The organism is Winogradskyella sp. (assembly GCF_965656915.1).
Lineage (GTDB): Bacteria > Bacteroidota > Bacteroidia > Flavobacteriales > Flavobacteriaceae > Winogradskyella.
Genome location: NZ_CBFHMI010000059.1, coordinates 1 through 14,276, shown reverse-complemented (window position 1 = coordinate 14,276; position 14,276 = coordinate 1). Strand labels below are relative to the sequence as shown.

Annotated in this window: 11 protein-coding genes; 10 read left to right on the top strand and 1 reads right to left on the bottom strand. The window is 33.8% G+C overall.

The genetic code is table 11. From position 1 onward, the window contains the following. Positions 1-158 precede the first annotated feature (158 nt). From ACTG3Y_RS11575 to ACTG3Y_RS11560, 4 genes are all read left to right on the top strand, one after another. Positions 159-1,985, top strand: coding sequence for an ABC transporter ATP-binding protein (locus ACTG3Y_RS11575; RefSeq protein ID WP_439153084.1), 1,827 nt, complete (start codon positions 159-161; stop codon positions 1,983-1,985). Positions 1,986-2,283: 298 nt separating this feature from the next. Continuing rightward, a complete protein-coding gene (locus tag ACTG3Y_RS11570; protein WP_439153083.1) occupies positions 2,284-2,826 on the top strand; it encodes an RNA polymerase sigma factor in 543 nt (180 codons plus the stop codon). A 56-nt stretch (positions 2,827-2,882) separates the two neighbouring features. After that, the gene (locus ACTG3Y_RS11565; protein WP_439153082.1) at positions 2,883-3,383 is read left to right on the top strand and encodes a hypothetical protein; all 501 of its coding nucleotides are present in this window, start codon (positions 2,883-2,885) and stop codon (positions 3,381-3,383) included. Between the two features lie 14 nt (positions 3,384-3,397). After that, positions 3,398-3,853, top strand: a complete 456-nt coding sequence (locus tag ACTG3Y_RS11560; RefSeq protein WP_439153081.1) for a sensor of ECF-type sigma factor — start codon at positions 3,398-3,400, stop codon at positions 3,851-3,853. 30 nt (positions 3,854-3,883) lie between these two features. On the opposite strand, the gene ACTG3Y_RS11555 is transcribed toward ACTG3Y_RS11560, so the two are convergent. Then, complete coding sequence (locus tag ACTG3Y_RS11555) at positions 3,884-4,966, bottom strand: WD40/YVTN/BNR-like repeat-containing protein (protein ID WP_439153080.1); 1,083 nt, start codon at positions 4,964-4,966, stop codon at positions 3,884-3,886. Positions 4,967-5,126: 160 nt separating this feature from the next. Between ACTG3Y_RS11555 and ACTG3Y_RS11550 the strand changes: the two genes are divergently transcribed. From ACTG3Y_RS11550 to ACTG3Y_RS11525, 6 genes are all read left to right on the top strand, one after another. After that, positions 5,127-6,338: an RsmB/NOP family class I SAM-dependent RNA methyltransferase gene (locus tag ACTG3Y_RS11550; protein ID WP_439153079.1), complete on the top strand. Its 1,212-nt coding sequence runs from the start codon at positions 5,127-5,129 to the stop codon at positions 6,336-6,338. Between the two features lie 26 nt (positions 6,339-6,364). Then, positions 6,365-7,444, top strand: a complete 1,080-nt coding sequence (locus ACTG3Y_RS11545) for an endonuclease (protein WP_439153078.1) — start codon at positions 6,365-6,367, stop codon at positions 7,442-7,444. A 142-nt stretch (positions 7,445-7,586) separates the two neighbouring features. Then, positions 7,587-11,249, top strand: coding sequence for a phosphoribosylformylglycinamidine synthase (gene purL / locus ACTG3Y_RS11540; RefSeq protein ID WP_439153077.1), 3,663 nt, complete (start codon positions 7,587-7,589; stop codon positions 11,247-11,249). A 100-nt stretch (positions 11,250-11,349) separates the two neighbouring features. Next, a complete protein-coding gene (locus tag ACTG3Y_RS11535; RefSeq protein WP_439153076.1) occupies positions 11,350-13,125 on the top strand; it encodes an AMP-dependent synthetase/ligase in 1,776 nt (591 codons plus the stop codon). A 119-nt stretch (positions 13,126-13,244) separates the two neighbouring features. Further along, entirely contained in the window at positions 13,245-13,700 is a 456-nt protein-coding gene (locus ACTG3Y_RS11530; RefSeq protein ID WP_439153075.1) for a MarR family winged helix-turn-helix transcriptional regulator, read from the top strand. Beyond that, positions 13,700-14,276 (top strand): 3-hydroxyacyl-CoA dehydrogenase family protein (locus ACTG3Y_RS11525; protein WP_439153074.1); only part of this gene is annotated, 577 nt, incomplete at its 3' end. The genes ACTG3Y_RS11530 and ACTG3Y_RS11525, both read left to right, overlap by 1 nt.

Below are 14,276 nucleotides of genomic sequence, written 5' to 3'. Positions count from 1 at the left end.
GCAGCAAGATTGCGCTGAGACCTAGTGGTACAGAACCGAAGATTAAGTTTTATATTAGTGTAAATACAAAACTAGCCAATGTGTCTGCTTTTAAAGAAACGGAGCAGTTGTTGGAAACTAGAATTGATTCCATCCTAAAGGATATGAATTTATAATTAATGGATTATATCAAAAAACTTGCACGATTTATTATTCCCTACAAGCGCTATGGAATTTTAAATATTATTGCTAATATCTTCTATGCTCTCTTTAATACGTTGGCAATGATTTCTTTAATGCCAATGATAAATGTACTATTTGGCGAAGGGAAAAAGGTCAAAGTAAAACCAATTTATGACGGTTTTCGGAATTTAAAAGATTACACGGAGAACTATATAAATTATATTATTACAACGACATCAGAAGAGTATGGAGCTCAGCGTTCGTTATTGTATATGATTATTCTAATTATATCACTTTTCTTACTGAAAAACGCATTTAATTATCTGGGCCTATACTTTATTACGTTTTTAAGAAATGGAGTTTTAAAAGACTTAAGAAACGAGATTTACGATAAAGTTACCAGACTACCTATTTCCTATTATTCCGAAAAGAAAAAAGGAGATATCATTGCTAGAATTTCTGGTGATGTAAATGAAGTAAAAAACTCTTTACTCGCTATCTTAGAGTTAATTGTTAAAGAACCGCTAACTATTCTCTTTGCGATTGTTGCCATGTTTATTACGTCTGTAAAGCTGACAATTTTTGTTTTTCTTTTCGTACCAATTTCTGGTTTTATAATTTCAAGAATAGGAAAAAGTTTAAAGAAAAAATCTAATCGTGTACAGACAGAACAAGGTGTTTTCTTATCGACTTTGGAAGAAACCTTGGGTGGTTTAAAAGTTATCAAAGGGTTTAATGCCGAAAAACGATTCAACGACGCTTTTCAAAAATCAACTGGTCGGTTTTATAGATTTTCAAATAAATTAATGAACCGCCAAAATCTGGCTTCACCAATGAGTGAAGTTTTAGGTATTATTACGATAGCTGTACTACTATGGTATGGTGGTAGTATGGTATTGGTAGAAAACACCTTATCTGGTGGTGCATTTATAGTTTATATAGGTTTAGCATGGCAGATTCTCACTCCTTCTAAAGCCATTAGTAAAGCAAGTTATAAAGTGAGAGCTGGTAATGCCGCCGCAGATAGAGTTTTAGAAATTTTAAATACATCTTCTCCATTAGAGGATGTTCCAAACGCCCTTGACAAGCAAGATTTTAATAGTGACATTAAACTCAATGCTATTTCATTTAAATATCAGGACGATCTGGTTTTAAAGAACTTTTCACTAATAGTGCCAAAAGGAAAAAGCGTGGCTTTAGTAGGCCAATCTGGTAGTGGAAAAAGTACCATTGCTAATTTGGTAACACGTTTTTACGATGTGAATGAAGGTAGTATAACCATAGATGGAAAAAATATAAAGGATCTCAAAAAACATTCACTGAGAGGCTTAATTGGTTTAGTAACTCAAGATTCAATTCTTTTTAATGACACGATAAAGAATAATCTACTTTTAGGACGCGAAGATGCCAGTGATGATAACATTGTTGCAGCACTTAAAATTGCTAACGCATGGGAATTCGTAAAAGATCTACCAAATGGTATTGAAACCAATATTGGTGATTCCGGAGGTAAATTATCTGGTGGACAACAACAGCGCTTGAGTATTGCCAGAGCTGTTCTTAAAAACCCTCCAATAATGATTTTAGATGAAGCCACTTCGGCTTTAGATACTGAAAGTGAACGTTTAGTACAAGAAGCTTTAGAGAATATGATGAAAAACAGAACTTCTATTGTTATAGCACATAGACTTTCCACTATTCAAAATGCAGATCTTATTGTAGTTATGCAAAAAGGGGAAATTGCAGAACAAGGCTCACATTTAGAATTAATTGCCAGGAATGGTGTTTACAGGAAGTTAGTTGAAATGCAAAGTTTCGATTAAACAAAATACACTTAATTTTTATAATCAAAAAGGATGCACTTTTACATGCATCCTTCTCTGTTTGTTACCAGATTTGGGGACACTGGTAACGGTTATAGGTTAAGCTGTGTCAAACATATAACAAAATAAAGTACCAAACAAGAAAAATATGCTTTTTATCGTATTTTTTTGCTTTTTATCGTATTTATTAATCGTAACTTACTGATTTCCAATAGAGCGTAAATACTGTTAAAAAATTTAAATTCAGTTCAATTAAACTTTTAGTAATTTGTAAAGTCTTACTACCAAACTCAATTATTTGATCAACGAATCGGATTTCATATTACGCTTACAAGATCCTAAATCAAAAGAAGCTGCGTTTAGAGAGTTATTGCAACTCTATAAAGAACGTTTGTATTGGCATATCCGTAAAATAGTATTGAGTCATGATGACGCAGATGATGTGTTGCAAAACACATTCATTAAAGTATATCGCAGTATTGATAGGTTTAAAGGAGAGAGTAAATTGTACTCTTGGTTGTATCGCATTGCTACTAATGAATCTATTACGCATATAAATAAAACTGCTAAGCGATTACAAATTACAAATGAAGAACATCAAAATAATGCTATTAATAATCTAACCGCTGATGTCTATTTTGAAGGTGAAGATATTCAGTTAAAATTACAGAAAGCCATTGCATCACTGCCTCAAAAACAACAACTTGTTTTTAATATGAAATATTTTGACGACATAAAATATAAAGACATGTCTGAAATTTTGGACACCAGTGAAGGAGCTTTGAAGGCATCTTATCACTTAGCAGTTAAAAAAATTAAAGGCTTTTTAACTTCAGATTAAACCATTTCACTAATTTGAAGTCATAGATATAGATACTGAAATAAGTTCAGCATAACGTGAGAAAAGATAAATTAAATACTGTTAAGTCTGCTGGTTTTAAAACCCCAGAAAAATACTTTGATTCGGTTGAAGATAAACTCTTTAGCCGTATCGAAGAACCAGATACAATAGAAGATATAAATTCACCAGGGTTTACTACTCCTATTGATTATTTTGATGCGGTTGAAGGTAAAATATTGGATACGCTAAATACTAATGACAAACCTGTAGTCCATCTTTTTGCACGTCAATCCTTTTATTATGTAGCAGGTATTGCAGCTTCTCTATTATTATTATTTGCAATATTTATTAATGTTGAAAAAACAGATGAACTAACCGGAGAAATGGTAGAAGCTTATTTTCAAAATAGTGATTTAGACACTTACGATATAGCTCAGCTATTATTAGAAGCTGATATGCTTGAAGATGATTTCACGATAACTGAAACCTCTTACAGCGAAGAGAACTTAGAGAATTATCTATTAGATAATGTAGATATAGAAGCAATTTTAGAATAAAAAGAACACTTATAATGAAAAAATTAATCCCAATAGTACTATTGCTATTTAGTATTTCGAGTTTTGCTCAAGGCGGAAGAAAAGAAATGCAAGAAAAAATAAAAGCCCAAAAAGTAGCCTTTATAACAGAAAAATTAAGTCTTACAGCTGAGGAAGCACAACAGTTTTGGCCTATATATAATGCCTTTGAAGCTAAGGTTGAAAAAATTAAATCAGAGGATTTAAGAACTATAAAAATGAAAATGCGAAAAGGTGATGTCTCAGATAATGAAGCTGATGAATTATTAGAAAAGCTTATTAATGCAGAAGACGAAATGCATGCCGCAAAACAAAAACTCGTTTCAGATTTAAAAAAGGTGATTTCCGCTGAGAAAATTATACGATTAAAAGCTGCCGAAGATCAATTTAATAAAATACTATTAGAGCGACTTAGAGAGTTTAGAGAAAAACGAGGAAATAGAAGAAATTAAATAAAAGCAGCCATTTTGCTGCTTTTTTTATTACCTGAAAATAAGTTTACTTATGCGTCCTCTCCCTGCGGCATATGCCACCGAATCGTTCGCAAACCGTATGGTATAATAGCCTTCATCACTCAAATGTTTCCAAGTCTCGCCAGAATCATTACTAAAGTCAATACCCTTAAACCCAACAGCTACTAGTTCTTTTCCTTTTCTATTAGGTATATACTGTACACAGCTTCTGTAACCAGGACTTTCTTCGTTTGCTACTACATCCCAAGTTTTCCCTCCATCTGTAGTCTTAATTTTATTAGCTATAGTATCATGTGGCTTGGTGTAATCACCTCCAATAGCAAAACCAATTAATTCATCATAAAAATCTATAGAATACATTCCCGTGGTTTCTTTACCTTGTATAATAGGAGTCTCAAAGACTTGCCAAGATTTACCCTTATCTGGAGAATATAATACACGACTTGCTTTGCCTCCTGTAGCAATCCACGTATGATTACCTACAATAGCAATATTAGTATCACTTGCCGCAAAAGCAGCTTCTCCTTCTTTGGCTATAGGTAAGTCATTACAAGAAATTTTGGCCCATGATTCTCCACCATTTCTGGTTATAATAATACTCATACAATCATCTGTAGGATCACCCATTGCAATACCTTCATTAGTATTCCAGAAGTTCATAGAATCATAGAATACTTTTTCATTTATTTCCTCATAAACTAATTTAGGTTGATTAGATTTTCTGTACAATTTATATAGTCGTGCAGGATTACCAATTGAAATTGCAAACAGATTACCTTCTATCTCCTTTATAGCTCTAAAATGTAATGGATGATCTTCATACGTTATTACATTTTTATAATGCGTTTTACCGTTATTAGTTGAAAAATCATCTAAGTTAATTTTAAATTGTGCGTTTAGAGCGTGCTTACCAAAATGGTCTGCACTTCCATAAAAAATAAAATCATCATTGAAATCTAAAGCTCTAACGCTTAATGTGGAATCATTAACAATTGGCTCAATAAGAATTGTGGTAACATTTGAAGATCTTCTAAAATCGTCCTTACATGAATTAAAGAATACAAATAAGAATAATAGTGCAATCAATCTCATAGTTTAATTTTTTCTAAAAATAAAAAAGGATAAGGAATTAACCGTTAAACCCTTCAACAAATAAACATTAAAACGTACATTTGCACGCTCAATTTTTTAATTGATAATATAGTTTACTTTAATACTGTAAGCTGTGACTGAATACTGAGAACTAAATAAAATGCGACTACACAGAAATTTATGCTTTGCGGTAATTGATGGTTTACACAAAATCTTCAATGAAGGCGAATATGCAGATAAAGTAATTCAACAATTGCTTAAACGCGATAAACGCTGGGGAAGTCGCGACAGAGGCTTTGTAGCCGAAACGGTATATGAAATAGTGCGTTACCGAAGACTCTATGCAGAAATCGCTGATGTAAAAGCTCCCTACGAAAGAGATAATCTTTGGAGAATCTTTGCAGTTTGGGCAACCTTAAAAGGAATTAAGTTACCTGATTGGAAATATTTTACAAATACACCTTCACGAAAAATTAAAGGCCGTTTTGATGAATTGTCGAAAATTAGAAAGTTTAAAGAATCGGTACCAGATTGGATTGACGAATTAGGCGTAAAAGAATTAGGTGAAGCTGAGTGGACCAAAGAAATGGCCAAGCAGAATGAACAGGCAGATGTCATCTTGCGTGTAAATACGCTTAAAACCAATAAAAAAGACTTACAACTCAAGTTACAATCTGAAGATATAGAAACCGAATTTTTGCCTAATCATCCATCAGCATTAAAGCTAAAAGAGCGAGCAAATGTTTTTATGACACAAGCCTTTAAAGATGGTTGGTTTGAAGTACAAGACGCTTCTTCTCAACTAGTGGCCGATTTCTTAGATGTTAAACCAGGCATGAAAGTTGTAGATGTTTGTGCAGGTGCAGGTGGTAAAACTTTGCATTTAGCATCGCTTATGGAAAACAAGGGTCAAATAATTGCTATGGATATTTACCAAAGTAAATTAAAGAAACTCAAAATTAGAGCGCGTAGAAATGGTGTACATAATATTGAGATGAAGGTTATTGATTCTACAAAACCCATTAAGAAATTACATGGTAAGGCAGATCGATTATTAATTGATGCACCTTGTTCTGGTTTAGGAGTATTAAGACGTAATCCAGACGCTAAGTGGAAATTACAACCAGAATTTGTAGATAATATAAAGAAAACACAAGCTGAAGTTTTACAACAATATTCTAAAATGGTAAAACCTGGTGGTAAAATGGTATATGCAACTTGCTCAGTGCTGCCGTCTGAAAATCAAGAACAAGTAGAAAATTTCTTAACTTCGGAAGCAGGACAAGAATTTAAACTAATTAAAGACCAAAAAATATTAGCCTATAAGTCTGGTTTTGATGGATTTTATATGGCACTTTTAGAAAAAAATTAACCCAAGTCAAAATTTCAAGATTGATTATGAAACACGTTTACATTATAGCATTTTTACTTTATAGTTTTCTGAGTTTTTCTCAGCAAGCTTATTATTCAAATGGGCAAAACAATGTTGATTTTACGCTTACAGGACAAGATTTGTATGATGCCTTACAACTTAAAATAAGTAATAACACCAATTTTGATACGTATACGTATGGTGATGCCAGAGATGACATCAAAATCATGGATTTAGACCCAAATGATGCAACGGATTCGAATGTGTTATTGGTCTATGGCTTTGTAGATAATCTTAGTTGTTCTAATGGTATTACTGATAGAAGAATAAGAGATAAAGAAGATTTTGGTGGTAATGTTTGCGATTATAACAGAGAGCACGTTTTTGCCAGGTCAAATGCTAATCCAGGTATGGGAGATACAAGTAATGCTTTTACGGGTATTGTAGCAGATCCACATAATTTAAGAGCTAGTGATGTACAACGTAATGGTAGTAGAGGAAGCAAATTATTTGCCGTAGGCTCTGGTGATTCTGGCGATGTAGGCAGTGGTAACTGGTATCCTGGCGACGAATGGAGAGGTGATGTAGCGCGAATAATGATGTATATGTATGTAAGATATGGAGATAGATGTTTACCAGAACTTAACACATTTGGTCCAAAAGAAGGTACTACAGACATGTTAGAAGTTCTTTTAGAATGGAATGCACTAGATCAGGTTTCTGACCTAGAGAATAATCGCAATGATCATTTGGAAGCTGTTTATGGAAATCGTAATCCATTTATAGATAATCCATATATAGCAAAAGTAATCTGGGGAGGAGATTTAGACCCTCAAGATCCTTGGGGAACGTTATCAGTAGATGAAATTGAATATGAAACAACACTGAGCTTTTATCCTAATCCAGCTAAGGATATCGTAAATGTTTCTATCTCAAATAATGCTATTACCAGAATAGAGATATATGATGTTTTAGGCAAACGCGTTTTCGTTCGTAAGATCAATGAATCCATGGAAATTGATATAAGTTCATTAAAGTCGGGACTGTATCTCTTTAAATTTATACAAGACGAAAGAACCGTCACTAAGAAACTCATAATTGAATAACAAAAAAAGCAGCTGAATTCAGCTGCTTTTTTTGTTCAAAACCTGTTGAATACTTCACTATTTGCTACATGAAAATTAATTGGTTTATCGTAAAATCGATTAACTTTGTGTTTTTATTTTTCACATTAAATACAACATATAAATGATTCACTTCTTTGGAAACCAAAACAGTAAGGTATTTGCTGTTCAAGCAACAAAAGAATTATCAACTGAAACTATTTCAAAATTAGTGTGGTTATTTGGTAATCAGCCAAAAATAGAACAAGCATCAATTGATGCTTTTTTTGTTGGTCCTAGAGCAGCTATGATAACTCCCTGGAGTACAAATGCTGTTGAGATTACGCAAAACATGGGAATAGAAGATATCCTACGAATTGAAGAGTTTACAGCTAGTTCTGAATCCTTTAAGGATTTTGACCCAATGATTTCAGAAAAATTTAAAAGTCTTAATCAAGATATATTTACTATTGATATCCAACCAGAAGATATCCAAAATATTGATGATATCGCGGCATATAATCAACAAGAGGGTTTATCATTAAGCGAAGACGAAGTACAGTATTTAAAAAATGTTTCAAAGAAAATTGGAAGACCATTAACTGACTCAGAAGTATTTGGATTTTCTCAGGTCAATTCAGAACACTGCAGACATAAAATTTTTAACGGTACATTCGTTATCGATGGTGAAGAACAACCAATGTCGTTGTTTAAAATGATTAAGGAAACCTCAAAACAAAATCCTAATGATATTGTTTCAGCCTATAAGGATAACGTCGCTTTTATAAAAGGTCCTGTTGTCGAGCAATTTGCACCTCAACGCGCAGATATACCAGATTATTATAAAGTTAAAGACTTTGAATCTGTTATATCACTGAAAGCAGAAACACATAATTTCCCTACTACAGTAGAGCCTTTTAATGGTGCTGCTACAGGCTCTGGTGGTGAAATCAGAGACAGACTTGCTGGCGGAAAAGGATCTATACCTCTTGCAGGTACCGCTGTTTATATGACCTCATATTCTAGACTAAATGAAGAACGCCCTTGGGAAAAAGCTTTCCCTGAGCGTCAATGGCTATATCAAACACCAATGGATATTCTCATAAAAGCTTCGAATGGAGCTTCAGATTTTGGAAACAAATTTGGTCAACCTCTTATATGTGGTTCAGTTTTAACATTTGAGCATAGTGAGTCTAATGATAAAATTGGCTACGATAAAGTAATCATGCAAGCTGGTGGTATTGGATATGGAAAAGCTGACCAAGCAATAAAAGACATTCCAAAAACTGGTGATAAAATAGTTATCCTTGGTGGTGACAATTACAGAATTGGAATGGGTGGTGCTGCGGTATCATCTGCAGATACTGGTGAATTTGATTCTGGTATTGAATTAAACGCTGTACAGCGTTCTAATCCAGAAATGCAAAAACGTGCTGCTAATGCCGTTAGAGGCATGGTAGAAAGTGAAGAAAACCATATTGTTTCTATTCACGACCATGGTGCTGGCGGACATTTAAATTGCTTATCGGAATTGGTTGAAGATACAGGTGGACATATCAATTTAGATAAACTTCCTATAGGAGACCCAACACTTTCTGCTAAAGAAATTATTGGTAACGAGTCTCAAGAACGAATGGGATTAGTGATATCTGAAAATCACTTGGACACCTTACATAAAATAGCAGATAGAGAACGCTCACCGATTTATGATGTAGGAGATGTTACTGGTAAACACCGTTTTACTTTTGAGTCTAAAACCAATGGTGATAAGCCAATGGATTTAGCCTTAGAAGATATGTTTGGTAGTTCGCCAAAGACCATTATGAATGATGTAACTGTCAATAAGCAATTTTCTGAAGTTGCCTATGATAAGACTAAATTCTACGATTATCTAGATGACGTATTACAGCTTGAAGCCGTAGCTTGCAAAGATTGGCTAACAAACAAAGTCGATCGTTCTGTTGGCGGAAAAGTGGCTAAACAACAATGTGTAGGTCCATTACAATTACCTCTGAATAATGTTGGTGTAATGGCTTTAGATTTTAAAGGGAAGGAAGGAATTGCCACTAGTATAGGCCACTCTCCTATCTCAGGCCTTATAAATCCAGTCGCAGGAAGTAGAAACTCTATTACTGAAGCTTTAACTAATATCATTTGGGCACCATTAAAAGATAACTTAAAGAGTGTGTCGCTTTCAGCCAACTGGATGTGGCCATGTAAAAATGAAGGTGAAGACGCGAGACTTTATAAAGCTGTAAAAGCCATATCAGAATTTTCGATTGATTTAGGTATTAACGTACCAACAGGAAAGGATTCCTTATCAATGAAGCAAAAATATCCTGATGGAGATGTTCTTTCACCTGGCACAGTCATTATTTCTGCAGCTGCTAATTGTAATGATATCACTAAAGTTGTAGAACCTGTATTCCAAAAAAACAAAGGTTCTATTTATTACATCAATTTATCTCAAGATCACTTTAAACTTGGTGGTAGCTCGTTTGCCCAAATCGTTAATAAAATTGGTAATTCTGCTCCAACAGTTAAAAGCGCAAACTATGTTAAAAAGGTATTCAATACTATTCAGGCTTTAATTAAAGACAATAAAATCGTTGCAGGACACGATGTTGCTTCTGGTGGTTTAATTACCACACTGCTCGAAATGTGTTTTACTGATAACAATATTGGTGCTGAATTAGATTTAAGTAGTCTTAAAGAAAAGGATTCCTTTAAAATTCTATTTGCAGAAAATGCAGGAATTGTACTTCAATCTATTGATGATTCTATTGAAACTGAATTAGCCAATGCAAACATCGATTTTCATAAAATCGGAGAGGTTACAGAAAGTGATGTTTTAGGTGTAATCAATAATAACGACGTGTTTACCATGACTATATCTCGATTAAGAGATATGTGGTATAAAACATCACACCTTTTAGATCGTAAACAGACCGCTAATAAATTGGCAGATTCTCGCTTTGAAAACTATAAAAATCAACCTTTAGATTATACATTTCCTAAACAATTTACTGGTAAACTTCCGCAATTAGATACTACCCAACCACGTCCTAAGGCTGCTATACTTAGAGAAAAAGGAAGTAATTCAGAACGCGAAATGGCAAATGCGATGTATTTAGCTGGTTTTGATGTTAAGGATGTGCACATGACGGATTTAATTTCTGGTCGTGAAAATTTAGAAGATATTCAATTTTTAGGTGCTGTAGGTGGTTTTAGTAATTCTGATGTTTTAGGTTCAGCTAAAGGTTGGGCAGGAGCTATAAAATATAATGAGCAAGCCAATAGAGTTATTCAAAATTTCTTTGACCGTAAAGACACCTTATCCGTTGGTATTTGTAATGGCTGCCAGCTCTTTATGGAATTAGAAAAAATTAACCCAGACCATGAGATTCATGGCAAAATGGTTCATAATGATTCTCATAAGCATGAGAGTGGTTTTACTTCAGTAAAAATTCAGGAGAATAATTCTATAATGTTATCGAGTTTAGCTGGTCATACTCTGGGAGTATGGATTTCTCATGGTGAAGGTAAATTTGATTTGCCATATGCTGAAGATAAATATCATATTGTTGCTAAATACGGTTATAAAGGTTACCCTCACAATCCTAATGGTTCTGATTTTAATACCGCAATGCTATGTGATAAAACAGGCAGACATTTAGTAACCATGCCACATATAGAACGCTCTATATTTCAATGGAATTGGTCGTATTATCCAAATGACAGAAAGGATGAAGTTTCACCCTGGATAGAGGCTTTTGTAAATGCAAGGAAGTGGATTGAAAAAAAATAAAACTTATTAAACCATAAGATATAATTTCAGTCTGCTAAAATGTTTCTAACATATTTCCTATTTTCGTAAAAATATAACTTAATCTTTGCGAAAAACCATTATGACTGACATAAAACGCCTTTTCGACTTCCCATACTACCAATTAAAGCATAAACCAAATGCTACTGCACTTGTGACCAAATACAACGGTAAATGGGAAGCCATGTCTACTCAAGAGTATTTAGACAAGTCAAATGCTGTAAGTAGAGCTCTTTTAAAATTAGGAATTCAGAAAAATGACAAAATTGCTGTCATTTCTTCTACAAATAGAACCGAATGGAATATAATGGATATCGGTATTCTTCAAACTGGTGCGCAAAATATTCCTATTTATCCAACAATTTGTGCAGAAGACTACGAATATGTTTTAAATCATAGCGGATCCATCTATTGTTTTGTATCAGATGAAGAAGTACTAGAAAAGGTCAATAAGGTTAGAGCTAATACAAGTCTAAAAGACGTCTACTCATTTGACCATATAGAAGGGTGCAAACATTATTCTGAATTATTCAAATTAGGTGAAGATGAATCAACGCAACCAGATGTTGAAACTAGGAAAGATGGGGTTAAGCCAGAAGATTTAGCAACCATCATATATACTTCAGGAACCACAGGTAAACCAAAAGGAGTCATGTTGTCTCACTGGAATATTACAAGCAACGTACTAGATAGTTCTCCAAGAGTACCGCTTCCTCCTACAGGTGAAACAAGAGTTTTAAGTTTCCTACCAATCTGTCATATTTTTGAACGTGTTTTAATCTATGTATATCAGTATGCTGGTACATCTATATATTTTGCTGAAGCTTTAGACAAAATTGGTGATAACGCTAAAGAGATTAAACCAAATCTTATGAGTGTTGTACCACGATTATTAGAAAAGGTCTTTGATAAAATTATGCTTAAAGGTGAAGAACTCACAGGAATCAAAAAAGCATTATTCTTCTGGGCAGTGCGTTTAGGAGAGCGCTGGGAACCCTATGGTGCTAATGGTAGTTGGTACGAATTTCAATTAAAAATTGCCAATAAACTCATATTTAGTAAATGGCGCGAAGCACTTGGCGGCGAATTAGGGACGATGGTCTCTGGAAGTGCAGCTTTACAGCCTAGATTGGCTAGAATTTTCGGTGCGGCAAATATGAAAGTTATGGAAGGTTATGGGTTAACGGAAACGTCTCCTGTAGTATCTGTTGGGATGTATAATGATGCTCATTATAAAGTAGGTACAGTTGGTAAACCCATAGCAAATGTGGAAGTTAAGATTGCCGAAGATGGAGAAATATTAATAAAAGGCCCTAATGTAATGATGGGCTATTATAAAGATCCTGAAAAAACAGCAGGTGTAATGACAGGAAAATATTTTCATACAGGTGATAAAGGTGTAATTGATGAAGATGGATTCTTAAAAATTACTGGTCGTAAAAAAGAAATGTTTAAAACCTCTGGAGGGAAATATATCATTCCTACTCTACTAGAAAATGATTTAAAACAGTCATTATTTATAGAACAAGTCATGGTTGTTGGTGAAGGTGAGAAAATGCCTGGCGCCATTATACAACCCAATTTTGATTTCGTAAGAGACTGGATAGAACATAAAGAACATAATATAGGAAGTTCTGAAAAAGAAATTGCTACTTCAGCCATTGTTATCAGACGTATCCAGAAAGAAGTGGATAAATACAATAAAAACTTCGGTAAATGGGAACAGATTAAACGTTTCGAATTAACTCCAGAAGTTTGGTCTATTGATGATGGGCATTTAACACCTACTATGAAAATGAAGCGAAGTGTCATTAGAAAAAAGTATGATGCTTTATACGAAAAAATATACCGTTCTTAATTAATCAATTTTATTTAAACTCATTTTCTATCCACATAAAGTACTATGCGTGCATAATTTTTTAAAAATACTATGCGTGCATAGTATTTTTTACTATCTTTGGGTACTTGCTAAAAAGTATGAAAGATAAAACTATAGATTACGTACTGAGAACCACATGGTTAGCGGTTAATAAAATGTATAACGAAGAAGCTTCTAAGTTTGATACAACTATGGCCACTGGCTTTGCTTTGTTAAGTATAGATCCGGAAAAAGGAACTCCTTCTACATCACTTGGACCAAAAATGGGTATGGAAGCAACAAGTCTTTCACGCACATTAAAAACGATGCAGGAAAAAGGATTAATTCTTCGTAAGCCTAATCCAGAAGATGGTCGTGGAGTCCTAATTCACTTAACAGAATTTGGAAGAGAAAAACGCGAATATTCCAAAGAAAGAGTTCTGATTTTTAATGAAACCATTAAATCAAATCTATCTGAAGAACAACTAAAACATTTTTATGAAGTTACTGAGGTAATTAATAATATGATTTCAAATAAAAAAATATATAATCAAAAAGAACATACCATAAAATAATGAGTAAACGTAGAATAAAGAAAATAGCTATTATTGGTTCTGGTATTATGGGAAGCGGTATTGCCTGCCATTTTGCCAATATTGGTGTAGATGTCTTATTGTTGGATATAGTGCCAAGAGAACTAAATGACAAAGAGAAAGCTAAAGGATTAACTTTAGAGGATAAGGTTGTAAGAAACCGTTTGGTAAACGATGCTTTAACTGCTTCGATAAAATCTAAACCTGCTCCTCTCTATCACGCTTCATTTAAAAATAGAATTACTACTGGTAATCTTGAAGATGATATTGCCAAAGTTGCAGATGTCGATTGGATTATGGAAGTTGTTGTAGAACGTCTAGACATTAAACAGCAAGTATTCGAAAAGCTAGAAAAGCACAGAACGCCAGGAACTCTAATCACATCAAATACGTCTGGTATACCTATTAAGTTTATGAGTGAAGGTCGCAGCGAAGATTTTCAAAAACATTTCTGCGGAACACACTTTTTTAATCCTGCACGTTACTTAAAATTATTCGAAATAATTCCTGGACCAAAAACAGACGCGTCCGTTTTAGAATTCTTAAATGGCTATGGTG

Excerpts from the sequence above, each read along its gene's own strand:
- ACTG3Y_RS11575 (WP_439153084.1), top strand. The coding sequence starts at position 159 with ATGGATTATATCAAAAAACTTGCACGATTTATTATTCCCTACAAGCGC.
- ACTG3Y_RS11560 (WP_439153081.1), top strand. The coding sequence starts at position 3,398 with ATGAAAAAATTAATCCCAATAGTACTATTGCTATTTAGTATTTCGAGT.
- ACTG3Y_RS11555 (WP_439153080.1), bottom strand. The coding sequence starts at position 4,966 with ATGAGATTGATTGCACTATTATTCTTATTTGTATTCTTTAATTCATGT.
- ACTG3Y_RS11550 (WP_439153079.1), top strand. The coding sequence starts at position 5,127 with ATGCGACTACACAGAAATTTATGCTTTGCGGTAATTGATGGTTTACAC.
- ACTG3Y_RS11545 (WP_439153078.1), top strand. The coding sequence starts at position 6,365 with ATGAAACACGTTTACATTATAGCATTTTTACTTTATAGTTTTCTGAGT.
- purL (WP_439153077.1), top strand. The coding sequence starts at position 7,587 with ATGATTCACTTCTTTGGAAACCAAAACAGTAAGGTATTTGCTGTTCAA.
- ACTG3Y_RS11535 (WP_439153076.1), top strand. The coding sequence starts at position 11,350 with ATGACTGACATAAAACGCCTTTTCGACTTCCCATACTACCAATTAAAG.
- ACTG3Y_RS11530 (WP_439153075.1), top strand. The coding sequence starts at position 13,245 with ATGAAAGATAAAACTATAGATTACGTACTGAGAACCACATGGTTAGCG.